Origin of the sequence: Citrobacter sp. wls615 (genome assembly GCF_005281355.1) — a bacterium.
Taxonomy (GTDB): Bacteria; Pseudomonadota; Gammaproteobacteria; order Enterobacterales; family Enterobacteriaceae; genus Citrobacter; species Citrobacter werkmanii.
On record NZ_SZXM01000024.1, the window covers coordinates 56,356 to 75,147 of the forward strand.

The following is an 18,792-nucleotide window of genomic DNA, read 5'->3' on the forward strand; positions in this document are numbered from 1 at the left end:
CATGAACGACAACATCATGACCGCGCAGGATTACCCATTAGCCACCCGCTGCCCGGAGAAAATCCAGACGCCTGGCGGGAAACCGTTAACCGACATTACCCTTGAGAATGTGCTGGCAGGCAAGGTCGGGCCGCAGGATGTGCGTATTTCTCAGCAAACGCTGGAGTACCAGGCGCAGATTGCCGAACAGATGCAGCGTCACGCCGTGGCGCGCAATTTCCGTCGCGCGGCGGAACTGATTGCCATCCCGGATGCTCGTATTCTGGAAATCTATAATGCGCTACGTCCGTTTCGTTCTTCATTCGCGGAACTACAGGCGATTGCCGATGAGCTGGAGCACACCTGGCATGCCACGGTGAACGCTGCCTTTGTCCGCGAGTCGGCAGAGGTGTATCAGCAGAGAAACAAGCTGCGTAAAGGTAGCCAGTGACGGAGGGAGGTATGCCGTTAATCGCCGGGATTGATATCGGCAACGCCACCACCGAAGTGGCGTTGGCGCAGCATGGGCAGTTTATCGCCAGCGGGATTGTCGCCACCACGGGCATGAAAGGGACGCGGGACAACATTGCCGGGGTGGTCGCTTCTCTGCAGCAGGCACTGGATAAAACACCGTGGTCGCTTCAGGACGTGGCGAAAATCTGCATCAATGAGGCCGCGCCGGTGATTGGCGATGTGGCGATGGAAACCATCACTGAAACCATCATTACTGAATCGACAATGATTGGCCATAACCCGCAAACGCCGGGTGGCGTCGGCGTGGGGATGGGAACCACCATCAGCGTGGATAAGCTGGCATCACTGAGCGAGGATTGCTTTGCGCAGGGCTGGATCCCGCTGGTGGGCGAAGAGATCGATTTCCTTGAAGCGGTCTGGCTTATCAATGCGGCGTTGGATCGTGGGATCAACGTGGTGGCGGCGATCCTGAAAAAGGATGATGGCGTACTGGTCAACAATCGCCTGCGTCGGGCAATGCCGGTGGTTGATGAAGTCACCTTACTTGAGAAGGTGCCGGAAGGCGTGCTGGCGGCGGTGGAAGTGGCGGCCGCCGGGCAGGTGGTGCGGGTATTGTCGAATCCTTACGGTATCGCAACCTTTTTTGCCCTGACGCCGGAGGAAACGCAAACCATCGTCCCCATCGCCAGAGCGCTGATTGGTAACCGCTCCGCCGTGGTGCTGAAAACGCCGCAGGGGGATGTGCAGTCGCGAACGATCCCGGCGGGTAAGATCTTTATCCGTGGCGAAAAGCGCGGCGGTGAAGCCGACGTAGCGCAGGGCGCGCAGGCCATTATGCAGGCGATGAGCGCCTGTGCGCCCGTGTGCGATATTCGCGGTGAAGCAGGTACGCACGCGGGCGGGATGCTTGAGCGGGTACGTAAGGTAATGGCCTCGCTGACTGGTCATGACATGAACGCCGTGCATATTCAGGATCTTCTGGCGGTGGATACGTTTATTCCCCGCGCGGTGCAGGGTGGCATTGCCGGGGAATGTTCAATGGAGAACGCCGTTGGCATTGCGGCGATGGTGAAATCCGATCGCTTACAGATGCAGGCTATCGCCAGCGAGCTAAGCGCCCGGTTAAATACCCCAGTTGAAGTCGGTGGTGTGGAAGCCAACATGGCCGTGGCTGGCGCGTTAACGACGCCTGGATGCGCCGCTCCGCTGGCGATCCTCGATTTAGGCGCAGGATCCACCGATGCCGCCATTATTAATAGCGACGGCGTAGTGAAGGCGGTACATCTTGCCGGGGCGGGGAATATGGTCAGCCTGCTAATTCAAACGGAACTGGGCTTAAGCGATCCGTTTTTGGCAGAGGAAATTAAAAAATACCCGCTGGCCAAAGTGGAGAGCCTGTTCAGCATTCGCCACGAGAACGGCGCGGTGGAGTTTTTTCGTGAACCGCTCAGCCCGTCAGTATTTGCCAAAGTGGTGTATCTGAAAGAGGGCGAGCTGATCCCGGTCGATAACCAGACCTCGCTGGAGAAGATTCGTCTGGTGCGCCGTCAGGCCAAAGAGAAAGTCTTTGTGACCAACTGTCTACGCGCGTTACGTCAGGTCTCGCCCGGTGGCTCGATTCGCGATATCACTTTTGTGGTGCTAGTAGGTGGCTCATCGCTGGATTTTGAAATTCCGCAGATGATCACCGATGCGTTGGCGCAGTACGGCGTTGTCGCTGGGCAGGGTAATATCCGTGGTACTGAAGGCCCGCGCAATGCGGTGGCGACCGGGCTGGTTTTAGCCGGAGAAGCCAAAAAATAGTGCAGAAAACAGCCGCGCAAGCGTTTAGCTGCGGGGTAAGTCAAAGAAAGGCGATGTTCTCTTTGATATCCCGGCGGAGTTGGGTACATAGTATCAAGGTGTCTCTCACGTGGTTAATTTTAAGGATAAGAGCATGCCAACAGCAATTGAAAAAGCCTTGGATTTTATTGGTGGTATGAACACTTCGGCGTCAGTACCCCATTCAATGGATGAAAGCACCGCTAAGGGAATTCTAAAGTATTTGCATGACTTAGGTGTGCCAGCGAGTCCGGAAGTTGTGATGGCACGGGGTGAGCAGGAGGGATGGAATCCTGAGTTCACGAAAAAAGTGGCCGGATGGGCAGAAAAAGTCGCCTCCGGTAACCGCATCCTTATCAAAAACCCAGAGTATTTTTCGACCTATATGCAGGAGCAGCTCAAAGAACTCGTGTGAGCTGACTATTGAATAAAACGCTAACGGACGTTTCCATCTAAGGATGGCGGCGTCCAGAAGGGTTACCTTTCGTATGTAACTGCCTTAATCGGCGTGTCTCGTGATACACCTTCTTTGCTCGCCTACTTGTTTTTCTTGGTACTCATTTCACATTTCGATGCAAACAGGCAGAGCGTTATCAGCCTGGTTCAGTTGATTTAGTTTTAGCGAATAAGCTGGATATTACCGAAACTGCTGAAATGGATGCGTTGGAGTCAGGGCTGTTGCTCATGTTGTATGAGCAGTAATTTATCAGACATCAACTGCCTGCAACCTTGATTTTTGGGCATATTCACGAGTGGCACCGTAATGGTTAGATAATGTCTAAGACTGGGCCGGAAAGTTCTGTAACCAAATAGCAACGCGCGGAATGATAAACGGAGCTTGAGGCATTCCTGCTCTTATTTGTTAACTCCATATCAAGTATTGAAACAATTTTTCAAAGCACGAATAGCTAAAGGAATTTGTTTTCACAGGCTTCCATGCTTTTTTCACAATGGATATCTTTTTTGGGTTGCTGAAAAGAAGAAGCTGCCGTAGATTTTCGCAGTTTGTTGTACGAGACTATTACAACAATCAGATAAATATCATTCCTCGCAGAGCCGGGGAATTCTTCCAAAAATGAGATAGCGAAAAATGAAAAAAATTATCCTTGCTGCCGTTCTGGCTGTCGCAGCATTCACTGGCGTTGCTAAAGCTTGCCCGGCAGGCACTCATCCGCATGGCGGTACTGGTAGCCACCATGCAGGCGGTACCTGCTACTAAAACTAATATACTGATTAATTAGATTGCTAACCCACGTTTTCTCGTGGGTCTTTTAATTGTTAAATCCGCAATAGTCGAGATTAAATATAAATTAATTAAGATTGATATCCTGTTAACCGGGTGTGTGATTGTTGTTTATATTTGTGTGATGAGAAATATTTATGCAGCATAGTTATTGATTGATATTGTGATTTTTATTCTTGTATTGTGTTAGTACCGTTTTAATCGATAGGTAGTTGTTTTTATTTTAAATAAGTCTGGCTGAGATAAGATAAATCATAGAGTTAAAGTTCAAATGAATAAAACACCATTATCTGCAATTATCGTAGAGGTTTCTTATTGTGCCAACACTATGTATGAATCATTGGTATACAACCAGCACCACTGTTGCAACGTTTAGCACCGAGACTGTACGTGTCTACCGCTACGGTAATATCGTGACGTACAGGATGAGTAAGTCCAGGGGGCAACGCGGCCAACTGGCAAACCAGATAACCGGCAGTGGCTACAATGCTGAAGAACCTAATAATAGTGATGGATGCAGCATGAGTACAGTTATCCAGCTTATATCTGGAACATAAAACCCAAAAACAATACCGCAAGCGGCAGGAAGTAAATAACCGCTCTACGGTGTAAAACAGACCAAAAGAAAAGTGATGATGAAAGCAAAAAATATAGCCCTTGCAATAGCAGTTTCCATATCTTTCTTGGCGGGTTGCTCGACGACTCCACTTAAACCAGCTATGCAGATGACTGATGCAGAACTTTGTACCACCTACGGTTATTCAATGGCGGCGGGTGATTCAAATCGTATGCTTGAAGTTGGTAATGAAGCACAGAAACGTATGGATGCGCACGGCGGTGTATTGAGTGTACCAAAAGAAACTTGCCAGGCGCTTTCACAGGCTGGTGTTAACCAGCTTTCTCAGGAACAAGCCGAGACCACGCGATCACAAGCTGCATGGGCGGCAATCGGGCAAATGGGGCAGCAGATGCAAGCCCAGCAAGCGCAACAAGACGCGTATAACAATCAGCAGATGCAGCAGGCAAACCAGCAGATACAGCAGCAACAGCAAATGATGCTGATGCAGCAGCAGACACAAGCTCTTCAGGGCATCAACCGTTCTCTGGGCGGCTGGTAATAATGAACACGTCCACTAAAAAGGTGTTAATCCAGACTTAGTGTAATTTATCAGAGCTAAAGGCTTTCTGATTTAGTCAAGCATTACTCTGATAGTCGTGGCTGGATGACATTTCTGATATCTAAGGTAGAAAGGAATCAAAACCTTACCTGACCCAAATTTGACGCAAAGAAAAAGGGCTTAGATAATTTCTTATCTAAGCCCTTGTTTTATTTGGTGGCCCCTGCTGGACTTGAACCAGCGACCAAGCGATTATGAGTTAGAATGCAACTTCTTACCTTAAAATACTTATCTATAATTTTCAGTAACTTAATTGATACTGAAATACTGTATAAATAACCAGAAATACTCTAAAATACTCCTTTGCGGTATCCTATAGGTATCCTAGAGCAAAACAAGCGATTTGCAGGATACCCCGATCGCTTGGTGTGGAGTGTTTGTGGAAACATTCAAATTTACGAAAACAAAGCTCGAAAACCTCCCACCAGCCGAACGTGGACAGGTTGAGTACGGCGATACCATTGTTAACGGGTGGTGACAAGGTGTCTATCGATCCGAAACATAAAGCGCCATATTCAACCCGTATTCCGGCAGTGGTGCTGGCGGTCAACAACAATGCTATGACATTCAGCGACCGCAGCGGGGGGATCTCGCGGCGACGGGTGATATTCAACTTTTCAGAGGTTGTACCGGAAAACGAGCGAGACTCGATGCTGGCAGAAAAAATAGAAGGGGAACTGGCTGTAGTTATCCGCCATCTGCTTACACGTTTTGCAGACCAGGACGAAGCCAGACGTCTATTGTATGAACAGCAGAAATCAGAAGAGGCTCTGGCAATAAAACGTGAAGGTGATTCGCTGGTGGACTTCTGCGGCTACCTGATGGCGTCGGTAGTATGTGACGGGATGCTTATCGGTAATGCCGAGATAGTGCCATTCAGCCCACGAAAGTATCTTTATCACGCCTACCTCGCATACATGCGAGCCAATGGTCTCAACAGGCCCGTTTCGTTGATGCGGTTCGGAACAGATATGCCTGGCGCAATGGCTGAATATGGTAAGGAGTACCAGAAGCGGAAAACAAAGCATGGGATACGTTCCAACGTAACTCTGCACGATGATTCAGACGACTGGATGCCATTATGTAACAGTGTTTCTGACAGTGGTGGGATAGAGTAAAGTTATGGATAAAGTGTTCACCAGTATTCACCCTGTTAAAAAGTTTATCTATAACAACGGGTTAAGGGGTGAACACTTATTTATTAAGTATTCACCAAGTATTCACCTGTTCACCTTTTGACTATTTTTCGTTCTAAATGGTGAATAGTAGGGTGAACACTAGTGAATACCTGAAAGAAGAGTATTCACCACATAACCACATGAATTTAATTAAAAAATCCGTGATGGTGAACAGGTGAACACTTAAACGTATATTTTTTAATTTTGTACTTTCAGATTAAGCAGCTAAGAGGGAAAATGAGGCCTATGGAGAGTGCCTGAGGAACATAAATGTCTACGATAGTTGATTTGGTGTCGGTTCTGGTTTGGCCCGGAGTAACCGTTTGGTTTATTAAAAAATACGGTGATGATGTTAAGTCTCTTATACTAAGATTATCTCGTATCAAAATGGGGAGCGCTGAGGCGGAATTCGCTGAAAATCTTGATGTGGCTGAGGCACTGGCTGTTGATACTCCAGTAGTAAATATTCAAGATGCCGTACACGATGAAGATACCGAGTTTGCTCGCAGATTATCTGCTCTACAACGAATCGCTGATGTTTCTCCTCGAGCTGCAATAATGGAGTCATGGCTATTAATTGAGGAAGCCGCAGGTAAAGCTGGGTTCGTTCAGGGCGCGGCGATCCCTCGCATAAACATTCCTCTTTTTTTAGATTGGTTGGCTCGTGAACATAGAATAGATAAGAACACCGCTAAATTAGTAGAAAAAATGCGGCATTTGCGAAATTCAGCCGCACATTTAAGAGATTTCGAATTAACACGAGATGAAGCTGAACGTTATCTGAAACTAGCAACAAGACTTTCTCTTATCATTGTCGACCCAGAAGTTGATCTCGTTAATAAAGATTAACTATCGGCAACAAGAATGAACCGGCATTAGCCGGTTTTTTTACATCCAAAACTCTGTTACCACTTTTTATGGTAAATAACAGTTTAATTACCACATTTATTGATCAATACTGTATGTACATCTAGTACATATGGAGACCCAGAAGTGACTAAACAGAAAGCAATGTCGGTATATATCGATGATGAAACCACCTTAGTGCTCAATCGTATGCGTGAAGAAATTCGCCAGCGCTATGAGCGTGAAGGTATCCCCGGTAATGCCCCCACCATTGGCTGGCTTGCCCGTTCCCTGCTGCGTGAAAAATTGGGGATGGCTCCTGCAAAAAACAACGCGCCCGGTGCGCTGTAAGGCTGGTCTGCAATGGAAATATCACTGTATGAACCGATAGAAGGGATGACTGCGAAACGCTTCCGTGATGCCTTACAGGTGGCACAAGGCCCGGTAACAGTCGCAATCAATAGCGGTGGCGGAAACGTTACTGACGGAATGGCGATTTTTAACGCCTTACGCGGTTACAAAGGCCATACAGTAGCCCGGATTGATGGTATTGCCGCATCAATGGCGACCATCGTTGCACTTGGAGCTAAACGCGTCGCTATAGCCGATAACGGCTGGTGGATGGTTCACAATCCGTGGGGAGTGATGGCGGGTGAAGCCGGGGATATGCAACGTCATGCGGAAGTGCTGGAAAAAATCGGTAAAACGATGCTGGCCACCTATGTAGCTAAATCCGGTCTTCCCGAGTCAGAAGTAAAGGCCATGATGGATGCTGAAACCTGGTTAACGGCAGCGGAGGCAAAAGAAAAAGGTTTTGTGGATGAAATCTACCCGGCAGAAGGGCGGATGTTCGCAATGGCGCCGGGCTGTGATTCGCTGGTGGCAAAATTTACCCGCACGCCGGATCAACTACGCGAAGCGATGAAGACCACCAGCCAGACAGAAAACACAGAGCAGAAAGCAGACGTTCTTTTTGCTGCTTTTGCGGGGCATGAGTGGGCCGCCGGTATCCGGGCTGAGTTTGTGAGCGGCTGCATCACCGAGGCGCAGGCCAGACAAAAAATTCTAACCAATCTGGCTGCGGGAACGACACCGTGTGCCGGACCAGGAGCATATAACGTGTACTCAGGAAACGGGAACATTGTAGGGGACTCAGTTAAGGCGGCATTGCTGGCGCGTACAGGGCTGGAAAAAGCTGAAAAAGATAACCGCTATAACGGCTATACGCTGCGGGAACTGGCGCGAGCTTCGCTGGTGGATCGTGGTGTAAGTGGTATACCGGGCAATCCGTTGGGTATGGTCGGAATGGCGTTTACACACAGCAGCAGTGATTTTGGTGGCATCCTGGCAGACGTTGCGAATAAATCTCTGTTGAAAGGCTGGGATAACTCGCCTGAAACATTCCAGCAGTGGACGAAAAAAGGGACGCTGCCTGATTTCAAAGTATCCCATCGGACGGGGCTGGACGGCTTCAAGTCGCTGCGAGAGGTTCGCCCAGGGGCTGAATATAAATATGCCACGACCTCAGATCGTAGCGAGCCAATTGCTCTCGCGACTTACGGCGAACTATTCAGTATCGATCGCCAGGCCATCATTAACGATGATATGAGTGCCTTAACGAGCATTCCTCAAAAAATGGGCGCGGCCGCAAGCCGTACGGTCGGGGATCTGGTCTATGCCGTGTTGCTGGGCAATCCCAAAATGGGCGATGGCAAAGCGATTTTCGATGCTGCACATAACAACCTGATGAAGATTGCACTGGATATCCCGGGGCTGAGTGCCGGGCGAAAAGCGATGCGTATGCAGAAAAACGGCGCTGGTGCTGTTCTGAATATCCCGCCGCGCTTCCTGCTGGTTCCGGTTGAACTCGAGGATAAGGCCAATCAACTGATTCGTTCCACCTCGTTACCTGAAGCGCAGAACAGCGGTGTATTCAACCCGTATAACGATGCGCTGACTGTAATTACTGAGCCGCGGCTGGATGCTGAAAGTCTTAAAGCCTGGTACATGCTGGCGGGACAGGGGGAAGACACAATTGAGGTGGCTTATCTGGATGGCATTGAAACGCCATATCTGGAGCAACAGCAGGGCTTCACCGTTGATGGTGTAACGTTCAAGGTACGTATCGATGCGGGAGTTGCTCCACTTGACTGGCGCGGCCTGGTGAAGTCGGAAGGGGCTTAATGAATTCTGGTGGTAATCCTTTTGGCGGTCTTCGGGCCGCCTTTTTTCGGGTCCTCCCGGCGATTATGTACACCGAGGGGACGGGAACACGCGGAAAACGGCTGGTTTTTGACAATTTATGCGTGCAGCAGCACTTAGTTAATTTATTGATATTAAAAGATACGAGTTGCTTTTGCTGCAAAAGTGACCGTGCAGCGGGGTGTGAAATGGAACTGAGCAGGATGCAGGTCAATGTTACGCAGCTGGCTGAGCTGGTGGGCATGAATCGTAATCTTGTGGCACGTCGATTGCGTGAACTTGAGTTGGTGGGCGGGAATGGAGAAAACCTGAAGCTGTACGAGCTTGGGGCAGCATTACAAGCCATACTTACGCCCTCAATGAAAGAAAATGGGGAAATGTCTCCGCAGGACAGGAAAGCCTGGTATCAGTCAGAAAATGAAAGGCTTAAATTTGAAGAAGCTGCGCGGGATCTAATTCCGGCAGATGAGGTGGTCCGCGAATACTCTTTCCTAGCAAAAGCTGTCGTCATGGTGCTGGAAACGCTCCCTGATATTCTGGAACGCGACTGTGCACTTACGCCAACGGCTGTTAGCCGTGTGCAATCAATTATCGACGATCTGCGTGATGAAATGGCCCAAAAAATTGCGGAGAATGACTCGAATGAAACTTGGAAAATGACCAATGTAGGTTGATGTAAGTATTAAATGACACGGTGTTTATTATTAATATCGTTATAATTTTGTCCGTTGGGAATATTATGTGAAGTATGGTTTTAAAAAAGACGCATCGTTAACGCGTCTTTTTTGTATTAAACTGCTCTTGTTATTCTACGTGAGCGGATTTTTCCTGTGTCAAGATAATTATTAGTTAAATAATTAATCGGCCGCTTAAGGTCAATCAGTGCTTGACGTATTTCTGTTAGGTTTTCATCTGTAGATAATTCTAAAATGAGTTCTTCTAAAATTCTGAACCTATCAAAGGCATCTCTAATGACGTGTGGTAATTCACGTTCGCCATCTTTTGGTTTATTATTCAAAACAAAATCAAGATAGTCCTTAGGTAACAAGCTTTCTGGATTTCTTAATAGCTGATGATTGGTTCTGCTTAGGTCTAACAGTTCTTCAAATATTTTAGAAAACTTCTCAAGATCAGCAGATTTTGGCGATGAATTTTGTTTTGTTGAGGCTTGTTCAACTACTTCTGCAGGGATTTCGTCTAGATTTTTTTCGAGGTTAGGCCACCAGACTTCAAAGATTTTATTTAATCTTTCATTGTCAAGGGCCTGCTCACCACATGATGAGTTTATAGATAACATCAGTTTATAAATATCATCTTTATCATGACGGGTAGATTGGTATTGTAAAAGTGGACCATTAACGTCTGAAGGATTCATCCTAAAAAGGAATGGACTTACCTTGCTTTTATCTACGCTTTTGCCTAAAGCTCCTGCCTCAAAATTAATCCATGGAGCATGGATGTTTTGTTTCGTTAGACAAATAATTCCATAAGATGATTTATCTAGTTCGGTAGCAATATCACTAGACCATCTTGTACCCTTATCAATATCTTCCGAGGATACATACGGTTCTACCGCTTGGATTACACTTGGGATCCAATCTCTTAAAACTTTCGCCACACGATGGCTAGTATCACCTGACCAGCTAATGAAAACATTCATACTAAAGCCTGCCTGCTTCGAAAAGATAGTGTTGAAGTCATTTTCAATGGGCAAAGATAACTGCACTGATACCTGAAACTACTTTGCTAAGGTATCCTATAGGTATCCTGGCAAATTGAATTAGTTGAGTGGTCTGTGTAACTTATTGAAATTTGGTGGCCCCTGCTGGACTTGAACCAGCGACCAAGCGATTATGAGTCGCCTGCTCTAACCACTGAGCTAAGGGGCCGTGGCGGTGGATTATAAAGTAACTCTGCGTTGCAATCCAGACATAAGCGTACGGATGCTGATTTTATAAACAATGTATTTTCAGTCCGTTATACTGTTACTCTGATGTATTGTTCGGAGTAATTATGGTTAAGGACATACTGGCACCGGGGCTGCGGGTGGTGTTTTGCGGCATCAATCCGGGGCTATCTTCCGCAGGTACGGGGTTCCCCTTTGCGCATCCCGCCAATCGCTTCTGGAAGGTCATCCATCAGGCGGGATTTACCGATCGCCAGCTCAAACCAGAAGAGGCGCAACACCTGCTGGACTTCCGCTGTGGCGTGACCAAGTTTGTCGACAGACCGACGGTGCAGGCTAATGAAGTGAAGCTACAGGAGATGCGTAGCGGTGGCCGTAAGCTTATCGAAAAGATTGATGACTATCAGCCTGCCGCGCTGGCGATCCTTGGTAAGCAGGCGTTCGAGCAAGGCTTCAGTCAGCGTGGAGCGCAGTGGGGAAAGCAGACGCTGACCATTGGCGCGACGCAGATTTGGGTATTGCCAAATCCCAGCGGATTGAGCCGGATTACACTGGATAAGCTGGTGGAGGCGTATCGCGAGTTGGATGACGCGCTGGTCATGCGCGGGATGTAAATAAAAACGCCACCTTGCGGTGGCGTTTGAACTTATACGGCGAGATTAATCGTCCAGGAAGCTACGCAACACTTCAGAACGGCTCGGGTGGCGCAGTTTACGCAGCGCCTTCGCTTCGATCTGACGGATACGTTCGCGGGTAACGTCGAACTGTTTACCCACTTCTTCCAGCGTGTGGTCGGTGTTCATATCGATACCGAAACGCATACGCAGCACTTTCGCTTCACGGGCGGTCAGGCCAGCCAGCACGTCGTGCGTTGCGGCACGCAGGCTCTCGGTGGTCGCAGAGTCCAGCGGCAGCTCGAGGGTGGTATCCTCGATGAAATCACCCAGATGCGAATCTTCATCGTCGCCGATCGGCGTTTCCATGGAGATAGGCTCTTTGGCGATCTTCAGCACTTTACGGATCTTGTCTTCCGGCATCAGCATACGTTCGGCCAGCTCTTCCGGCGTCGGCTCGCGGCCCATCTCTTGCAGCATCTGACGGGAGATACGGTTGAGCTTGTTGATGGTCTCAATCATATGCACCGGGATACGGATGGTGCGCGCCTGATCCGCGATAGAGCGGGTAATTGCCTGCCGGATCCACCAGGTTGCGTAGGTGGAGAACTTGTAACCACGACGGTATTCAAACTTATCAACCGCTTTCATCAGACCGATGTTGCCTTCCTGAATCAGATCGAGGAACTGCAGACCACGGTTGGTGTATTTTTTAGCGATAGAGATAACCAGACGTAAGTTCGCTTCAACCATCTCTTTTTTCGCACGACGGGCTTTCGCCTCACCGATGGACATGCGACGGTTGATGTCTTTAACCTGCTCAATGGTCAGGCCGGTTTCTTCTTCAATCTGCTGCAGTTTCTGCAGACCGCGGTGAACGTCATCTGCCACGTCGTGCAGTTTTTCAGACCACGGTTTGTTCATCGCGATGGCCGCGTTGAACCACGTTTCGCTGGTTTCGTTGCCAGTGAACAGGGTGATGAAGTTTTTCTTCGGCATTTTGCACTGCTCAACGCAGAGCTTCATGATCAGACGTTCCTGAGTACGCACGCGGTCCATCATGACGCGCATGCTGTTTACCAGGTAGTCGAACTGTTTAGGCACCAGGCGGAACTGTTTGAACACTTCAGACAGCTTCTGAATTTCTTCCTGCGCGGCAGCATGGCTGCGGCCTTTGGCCTTGATCGTGTCGCGGGTGATTTCGTACTGGGTACGAAGTTCAGCGAATTTTTCACGCGCTAATTCAGGGTCGATGCTGTTGTCGTCATCGCTGCTGTCGTCGTCATCTTCTTCATCTTCGTCTTCATCTTCATCCATCTCTTCTTGAGAGAGTTCAGAACCGACGTGGGTCGCCGTTGGCGCCATGTCTTCTTCCGCGTTCGGATCGACAAAGCCGGTGATGAGATCGGACAGACGCGCTTCTTCAGCTTCTACGCGATCGTATTGCTCAAGCAGGTAGGTGATGGCTTCCGGGTATTCGGCTACGGAGCATTGAACCTGGTTAATCCCGTCTTCGATGCGTTTAGCGATGTCGATTTCGCCTTCACGGGTTAACAGTTCAACGGTACCCATTTCACGCATGTACATGCGGACCGGGTCAGTTGTACGGCCGATTTCGGACTCAACGCTGGACAGAACCTGGGCAGCCGCTTCTTCCGCGTCTTCATCGGTGCTGTTGGAGGTTTCAGCAAGCAGCAGATCATCGGCATCAGGTGCTTCTTCCATCACCTGAATACCCATGTCATTGATCATTTGGATGATGTCTTCGATTTGATCTGAATCGACGATATCTTCCGGCAGATGGTCATTGACCTCGGCATAGGTCAGATAGCCTTGCTCCTTACCACGTTGGACAAGAAGCTTCAGCTGTGACTGCGGGTTTTGCTCCATAAGACGGTATCCACACTTAATTCGTTTGATTGGTGTTGGGCGGTAAAACCGCCAACGGCAAAACGAGGGCATACTTATATTTTGCCGCTGCCTCTCCGTGCGGCTGTCGGGGGCTTCCCGATCGATATTCGGCAGTTAAGCCGTTAAATACTTTTGTCTTTCAGCTATTTCTTGGCCAGTTCCTGGTTCAGCGTCCAGAGTTCCCGGCGTTCTTCGCTGCTTAAACCGTGTGTGCGCTCACGAGCTATCAACTCTTCCTGGCGCAGTTCAAGCATCGAATCAAACATATGGTTGAGTGAGTCGGTGAAGGTTTTTTCTGCGATATCTTTATCTGCTATATCGTCCCACATCGACAGTTTTTCAAGGGTTGCAGCATCATTTGTGCCACGATAGTGCTCTAACAGTTGGCCGGTGGTCAGGCCTGGCTGAGCCAGACAAGTGTTGACCAGTTCTCTGAATAAGCCAAGTCCAGGCAGTTTATTACTGTCCAGTGCGCCTAACGGCGGAACCAGTGGAGCAAGGTCCGGATTCTGCACCAGCAACCCTATAAGTATACGCATGGTCGTACGTTTTAGCTGTGGAACAGGGCGGGAAGCGCCATTTTCTGCCAGTTTTGGCATTAAACGTTCAAGCTGACTGTCATCCAGAATGCCGAGCTTGTTTCCCAACTCCTGTCGCAGGTAAATGCGCAACGTTTCGCCCGGCACCTGAGTGATCAGCGGCAGCGCCAGCGTGCTGAGCTGTGCGCGTCCGTCCGGGGTACTCAAATCCACCTGTGGCAACAGGCTATTAAATAAAAACGCGGAGAGCGGCAACGCCTGCTCCATCCGGGCTTCAAAGGCCTCTTTCCCTTCTTTACGCACTAACGTATCGGGGTCTTCGCCATCAGGTAAAAACATAAAGCGTAGCTGGCGGCCGTCTGTCATATAGGGCAGTGCGGTTTCCAGCGCGCGCCATGCTGCATCGCGTCCGGCGCGGTCGCCGTCGTAGCAGCAAATCACGTTGTTCGTCGCGCGAAACAACAGCTGGATGTGATCGGCGGTGGTTGACGTCCCAAGAGATGCCACGGCGTAGTTAATGCCGTATTGCGCCAGCGCTACCACATCCATATAGCCTTCCACCACTAACAGGCGCTGCGGATCGGCGTTATCCTGCTGGGCTTCATAAAGGCCATACAGCTGGCGACCTTTATGGAAAATATCGGTTTCCGGGGAGTTCAGATACTTCGGCAGGGCATCGCCCAGCACGCGTCCACCAAAACCAATGACCCGACCACGTTTGTCGCGGATGGGGAACATCACCCGTTCGCGAAAGCGATCGTAACTGCGTCCCTGATCGTTGGTGACCAACATCCCCGCATCGACCAACGATTTGCGATTCTCAGCATTGCCGCCAAACCGTTTCAGGACGTTGTCCCAGCCGGGGGGCGCAAAACCAATAGCAAAACGGGTGATAACGTCGCTACTTAATCCTCGCTTTTCCAGGTACTGGCGCGCAGGGGTAGCGGCGGGCTGCATCAAAGACTGTTGATAAAAAGTGTTCAGGCCGTCCATCAATTGATAAAGGCTTTGCCGTTGATGGCGCTCTATCTGACTGGGGCCACTGCCTGCTTCATAGGGCACTTCAAGGTTGTGCATTGCGGCCAGTTCTTCGACGGTTTCCACAAACTCGAGCTTGTCGTAGTTCATGAGAAAGTCGACGGCGTTGCCATGCGCGCCACACCCAAAGCAGTGATAAAACTGTTTTTCACCGTTTACGGTGAAAGAGGGGGTTTTTTCGTTATGGAACGGACAGCACGCGTGATAATTTTTGCCCTGCTTTTTCAGCTTTACCCGCGCGTCGATGAGATCGACGATGTCGGTTCTTGCCAGCAGGTCATTAATAAAAACGCGAGGAATTCGTCCAGCCATAAGCCCCTGTTTTTTGATGACTCATATACACAAAATCATTCAGGATGCATCAAGGCGGCAAGGAAGCGAATCCTCAGGAGCGTACAGCAAGTACGTGACTGGGGTGAGCGACTGCAGCCAACACTGAGGCAGCTTGAATGATGACGTGTATAAACGAAAATAAGCCGCGCATTCCTTCCGGAAGCACGGCCTTACAACTACAACTCAGTCTGAATTGAGAGCCTTAGCTCTCAATGGATTAGTACAGACGAGTACGGCGTGCGTTTTCGCGAGCCAGTTTCTTCGCGTGACGTTTCACAGCAGAAGCTTTAGCGCGCTTACGTTCGGTAGTCGGTTTTTCATAGAACTCACGACGACGAACTTCCGCCAGAACACCTGCTTTTTCGCATGAACGCTTGAAGCGACGCAGTGCTACGTCGAACGGCTCGTTTTCACGTACTTTAATTACCGGCATGTAACTCTCACCTTTAATAAATTCGGTTTGCCGCTGGCATCAACGCCAGCTTATTTCAAAATGGTGCGGAATTTTACTGCAATTGCTGCTGCTTTGTAAAGCACCCACGCGATTTTGAAAGGGACTTTTATAAGGACAAGGAGTATACACGAGGCATGCGCCTGGGGCGAACAAAGTTTTACATCAACCCGCATTGGTCCTACACTGCGCGGTAATAGAGCGAGGTAAAACAAGTCATGCGTGTACTGGGTATTGAAACATCCTGCGATGAAACCGGCATCGCCATTTACGACGATGAAAAAGGTCTTTTAGCCAACCAATTGTATAGTCAGGTGAAATTACACGCTGACTACGGCGGCGTAGTGCCAGAACTGGCCTCGCGCGATCACGTACGTAAAACCGTACCGTTGATTCAGGCCGCGCTGAAAGAAGCGGGACTGACGGCGAAAGAGATCGATGCGGTGGCGTACACTGCAGGTCCGGGTCTGGTTGGCGCGCTGCTGGTCGGTGCAACCGTAGGACGTTCACTGGCGTTCGCCTGGGACGTGCCGGCAATTCCTGTGCACCATATGGAAGGGCATCTGCTGGCGCCGATGCTGGAAGAGAATCCTCCTGCTTTTCCGTTCGTCGCGCTGCTGGTTTCCGGCGGGCACACACAATTGATCAGCGTCACCGGTATCGGTCAGTATGAATTACTGGGCGAATCGATTGATGATGCGGCAGGTGAAGCGTTCGACAAAACCGCCAAGCTGCTGGGGCTGGATTATCCTGGCGGCCCAATGCTGTCTAAGCTGGCGTCACAGGGTGTGGAAAAACGCTTTGTCTTCCCGCGTCCGATGACCGACCGTCCGGGACTGGATTTCAGCTTCTCCGGCCTGAAAACCTTCGCCGCGAATACGATTCGTAATAACGAAAATGACGATCAGACGCGTGCAGATATTGCCCGAGCGTTTGAAGATGCGGTGGTTGATACGCTGATGATCAAGTGCAAACGCGCGCTGGATCACACCGGTTTTAAACGTCTGGTGATGGCGGGGGGCGTGAGCGCTAACCGCACGCTGCGCGCGAAGCTTGCCGAAATGATGCAAAAACGCCGCGGCGAAGTGTTCTATGCACGCCCGGAATTTTGTACCGACAACGGGGCGATGATCGCCTACGCGGGTATGGTGCGTTTTAAAGCGGGCGCAACGGCGGATCTTGGCGTGACCGTACGTCCACGCTGGCCGCTGGCGGAATTACCGGCGGCGTGAGTTTTTTGCCCGGTGGTGGCTTTACTTACCGGGCCAACAAAACCGTAGGCCGGGTCAGGCGAAGCCGCCTCCCGGCGATAAACCACGCTACACCCGCAACATTCCTTTCTCTTCCAGAAACGCAATAATCGTCGCCAGACCGTCGCCCGCTTTCAGGTTAGTAAACGTCCACGGACGCTCGCCGCGCATGCGCAAGGTATCGCGCTCCATCACCTCCAGCGATGCGCCGACGTAAGGAGCCAGATCGGTTTTATTGATCACCAGAAAATCGGATTTGGTGATCCCCGGACCACCTTTACGCGGGATCTTCTCGCCTTCAGCAACGTCGATCACATAGATCGTCAGGTCCGCGAGTTCCGGGCTGAAGGTAGCGCTCAGATTATCGCCGCCGCTTTCCACAAAAATCAGATCCAGATTGCCGAATTTCTCGCTCAGCGCTTCTACGGCGGCCAGATTCATCGACGCATCTTCGCGGATGGCGGTATGTGGGCAGCCACCGGTTTCCACGCCGACGATCCGTTCAGGCTCCAGTGCGCCCGCCTCGGTGAGAATGCGCTGATCTTCTTTGGTGTAGATATCGTTGGTCACTACCGCCAATTGATAGCTGTTGCGCATGGCTTTGCATAACGCTTCCAGCAGCGCCGTTTTGCCCGAGCCAACCGGGCCGCCAACGCCCACACGCAGGGGATGCTTGTAGTTACTCATTTTTTCTCCTCAGGAACGGAATAAGCGGGAATATTGGGTTTCATGCCGGGCAGACGCGATGGCGGCTAACGGCGTTGCGGATCCGAGGCAGGCGTCAGGACACGCCAGCGCTTGTGCCAGACCTTGCGCATAACGATCGCTAAGCGAAATAATCAATCGCTGAGCCGCCTGCTGGCCAAAGGGAACCAGTTTGACGCCTGCCATCACGGCGCTCTCAATCCAGCTGTAGCCGAGGCTTAACGCCAGATTCGTCAGGGGGATTTTCCAGCGTACGCCCAGCCAGGCCATACCGCACAGCTGGCTATCGGCAAAGAGCGTGCGCCAATCCCGGGAACAGTCTGGTTCCCAGTCGGTGACCAGCCGCGTAAAGGCGAGGCCCCGGCTGCGTTCTTCATCCCGCAGTTCGCGGGTTTCCCGGCAGGCCAGCAGGTAAGCGGTCCAGCGGCGCGCGGCGGCGAGATCGTCCTGCTCACAGGCGCGATACAATCTCGCCAGCAACGGTAGGTCAACGGTAAAAAAGTTGTGCTCCATCTGCTGAATTTGCCAGTCAGAGAAGTCATCGACGCTTTTCACCCAGCCGATTTCCACCGCCCACTCCAGACCCTGAGACCAGGTAAACGATCCCACCGGGAGACTGCTGCTGGCGAGCTGCATCAGGCGCAGCTGTTGGGTGCTATGCATCAGTGCGCATGGCCGTGATGATGCCCGTGTGACTCGCTCGCATAGGCACCCGCTTCCGGCTCAAACGGCAACTGGGCAAACGCCACCTCGAGGTTGAACTGGCGCAGCATATCGTCCAGCACATGATCGTGGTGGTAGCGCAGCTCATCGGGCAGGATCTGCAACGGTACGTGGCGATTACCAAGGTGGTAACAGGCTTTGGCGAGCAAAAAAGGGTCGGCGCAGCGCACGACGGAAACCGACTCCGGCGCGGCGATCACTTCGATCACCTCGCGGCCATCGTCGGTAGTCAGCAGATCGCCGCCGCGTAACAGTAAACCGCGCGGTAGCATTAAGCCGGCTTCGCGGCCATCGCTCAGTGCCACTCTGGCGCGGCTTTTTACGCGAACATCAATGGGTAGCGTGACGCTTGCGGTGACGCGGTGGGCGTGGTCAAGGCGTTGGGTCAGGTAGATCATCCT

At 50.6% G+C, this 18,792-nt stretch carries 18 protein-coding genes, 1 tRNA gene and 2 pseudogenes; 13 read left to right on the forward strand and 8 right to left on the reverse strand.

Annotation, left to right across the window (positions count from 1 at the left end; all coding sequences use genetic code 11):
- The first annotated feature begins 1 nt into the window (after position 1).
- The 11 genes and pseudogenes from FDX04_RS07460 to FDX04_RS07505 all read left to right on the forward strand — a co-directional run bounded on the left by FDX04_RS07460 (position 2) and on the right by FDX04_RS07505 (position 9,595).
- The gene (locus FDX04_RS07460; RefSeq protein WP_061382555.1) at positions 2–430 is read left to right on the forward strand and encodes a diol dehydratase small subunit; all 429 of its coding nucleotides are present in this window, start codon (positions 2–4) and stop codon (positions 428–430) included.
- An 11-nt stretch (positions 431–441) separates the two neighbouring features.
- Positions 442–2,256, forward strand: coding sequence for a diol dehydratase reactivase subunit alpha (locus FDX04_RS07465; RefSeq protein WP_137370695.1), 1,815 nt, complete (start codon positions 442–444; stop codon positions 2,254–2,256).
- Between the two features lie 109 nt (positions 2,257–2,365).
- The gene (locus FDX04_RS07470; RefSeq protein ID WP_001573898.1) at positions 2,366–2,689 is read left to right on the forward strand and encodes a DUF1889 family protein; all 324 of its coding nucleotides are present in this window, start codon (positions 2,366–2,368) and stop codon (positions 2,687–2,689) included.
- Positions 2,690–2,904: 215 nt separating this feature from the next.
- Positions 2,905–3,053 (forward strand): annotated as a pseudogene (locus tag FDX04_RS24655) (cell filamentation protein Fic); the annotation flags it as partial.
- Between the two features lie 311 nt (positions 3,054–3,364).
- Positions 3,365–3,493 (forward strand): hypothetical protein, encoded by a 129-nt coding sequence (locus tag FDX04_RS24595; protein WP_256372417.1) that lies wholly within the window; start codon positions 3,365–3,367, stop codon positions 3,491–3,493.
- 656 nt (positions 3,494–4,149) lie between these two features.
- The gene (locus tag FDX04_RS07480; protein WP_137370696.1) at positions 4,150–4,635 is read left to right on the forward strand and encodes a hypothetical protein; all 486 of its coding nucleotides are present in this window, start codon (positions 4,150–4,152) and stop codon (positions 4,633–4,635) included.
- 515 nt (positions 4,636–5,150) lie between these two features.
- Positions 5,151–5,813 (forward strand): annotated as a pseudogene (locus FDX04_RS07485) (primase-like DNA-binding domain-containing protein); the annotation flags it as partial.
- Between the two features lie 330 nt (positions 5,814–6,143).
- Positions 6,144–6,722: a DUF4145 domain-containing protein gene (locus FDX04_RS07490; RefSeq protein WP_137370697.1), complete on the forward strand. Its 579-nt coding sequence runs from the start codon at positions 6,144–6,146 to the stop codon at positions 6,720–6,722.
- A 144-nt stretch (positions 6,723–6,866) separates the two neighbouring features.
- Positions 6,867–7,070 carry a hypothetical protein gene (locus FDX04_RS07495; RefSeq protein WP_249935513.1) on the forward strand — a complete coding sequence of 68 codons (204 nt, stop codon included), beginning with the start codon at positions 6,867–6,869 and terminating at the stop codon, positions 7,068–7,070.
- A 12-nt stretch (positions 7,071–7,082) separates the two neighbouring features.
- Positions 7,083–8,903, forward strand: coding sequence for a ClpP-like prohead protease/major capsid protein fusion protein (locus FDX04_RS07500; RefSeq protein WP_137370698.1), 1,821 nt, complete (start codon positions 7,083–7,085; stop codon positions 8,901–8,903).
- 206 nt (positions 8,904–9,109) lie between these two features.
- A complete protein-coding gene (locus FDX04_RS07505; protein WP_137370713.1) occupies positions 9,110–9,595 on the forward strand; it encodes a DUF1441 family protein in 486 nt (161 codons plus the stop codon).
- A 116-nt stretch (positions 9,596–9,711) separates the two neighbouring features.
- On the opposite strand, the gene FDX04_RS07510 is transcribed toward FDX04_RS07505, so the two are convergent.
- Together FDX04_RS07510 and FDX04_RS07515 are read right to left on the reverse strand one after the other, a co-directional pair.
- Positions 9,712–10,581, reverse strand: a complete 870-nt coding sequence (locus tag FDX04_RS07510; protein WP_137370699.1) for a TIR domain-containing protein — start codon at positions 10,579–10,581, stop codon at positions 9,712–9,714.
- A 153-nt stretch (positions 10,582–10,734) separates the two neighbouring features.
- Positions 10,735–10,810, reverse strand: a tRNA-Ile gene (locus FDX04_RS07515).
- A gap of 124 nt (positions 10,811–10,934) precedes the next feature.
- On the opposite strand from FDX04_RS07515, the gene mug reads away from it, so the two are divergent.
- Positions 10,935–11,441 (forward strand): G/U mismatch-specific DNA glycosylase, encoded by a 507-nt coding sequence (gene mug, locus FDX04_RS07520; RefSeq protein WP_069324359.1) that lies wholly within the window; start codon positions 10,935–10,937, stop codon positions 11,439–11,441.
- 45 nt (positions 11,442–11,486) lie between these two features.
- Here mug and rpoD read toward each other — a convergent pair whose 3' ends face one another.
- The 3 genes from rpoD to rpsU form a co-directional block, all read right to left on the reverse strand.
- A complete protein-coding gene (gene rpoD, locus FDX04_RS07525) occupies positions 11,487–13,331 on the reverse strand; it encodes an RNA polymerase sigma factor RpoD (RefSeq protein ID WP_038634001.1) in 1,845 nt (614 codons plus the stop codon).
- 164 nt (positions 13,332–13,495) lie between these two features.
- Positions 13,496–15,241, reverse strand: a complete 1,746-nt coding sequence (gene dnaG / locus FDX04_RS07530; protein WP_038633998.1) for a DNA primase — start codon at positions 15,239–15,241, stop codon at positions 13,496–13,498.
- Positions 15,242–15,479: 238 nt separating this feature from the next.
- Positions 15,480–15,695, reverse strand: coding sequence for a 30S ribosomal protein S21 (gene rpsU / locus FDX04_RS07535; protein WP_001144069.1), 216 nt, complete (start codon positions 15,693–15,695; stop codon positions 15,480–15,482).
- Positions 15,696–15,931: 236 nt separating this feature from the next.
- Between rpsU and tsaD the strand changes: the two genes are divergently transcribed.
- Positions 15,932–16,945, forward strand: coding sequence for a tRNA (adenosine(37)-N6)-threonylcarbamoyltransferase complex transferase subunit TsaD (tsaD, locus tag FDX04_RS07540; RefSeq protein ID WP_042311072.1), 1,014 nt, complete (start codon positions 15,932–15,934; stop codon positions 16,943–16,945).
- A gap of 87 nt (positions 16,946–17,032) precedes the next feature.
- Here the strand turns inward: tsaD and ureG are convergent, their stop codons facing one another.
- From ureG to ureE, 3 genes are read right to left on the reverse strand one after another with little or no spacing between them, the layout of a single operon-like run.
- On the reverse strand, positions 17,033–17,650 hold the full coding sequence (gene ureG, locus FDX04_RS07545; protein ID WP_137370700.1) for an urease accessory protein UreG: 618 nt from the start codon (positions 17,648–17,650) through the stop codon (positions 17,033–17,035).
- Positions 17,651–17,659: 9 nt separating this feature from the next.
- On the reverse strand, positions 17,660–18,331 hold the full coding sequence (locus tag FDX04_RS07550; protein WP_137370701.1) for an urease accessory protein UreF: 672 nt from the start codon (positions 18,329–18,331) through the stop codon (positions 17,660–17,662).
- Positions 18,331–18,789 carry an urease accessory protein UreE gene (ureE, locus tag FDX04_RS07555; RefSeq protein ID WP_042311069.1) on the reverse strand — a complete coding sequence of 153 codons (459 nt, stop codon included), beginning with the start codon at positions 18,787–18,789 and terminating at the stop codon, positions 18,331–18,333. The genes FDX04_RS07550 and ureE overlap by 1 nt, the downstream gene beginning before the upstream one ends.
- Positions 18,790–18,792 lie beyond the last annotated feature (3 nt).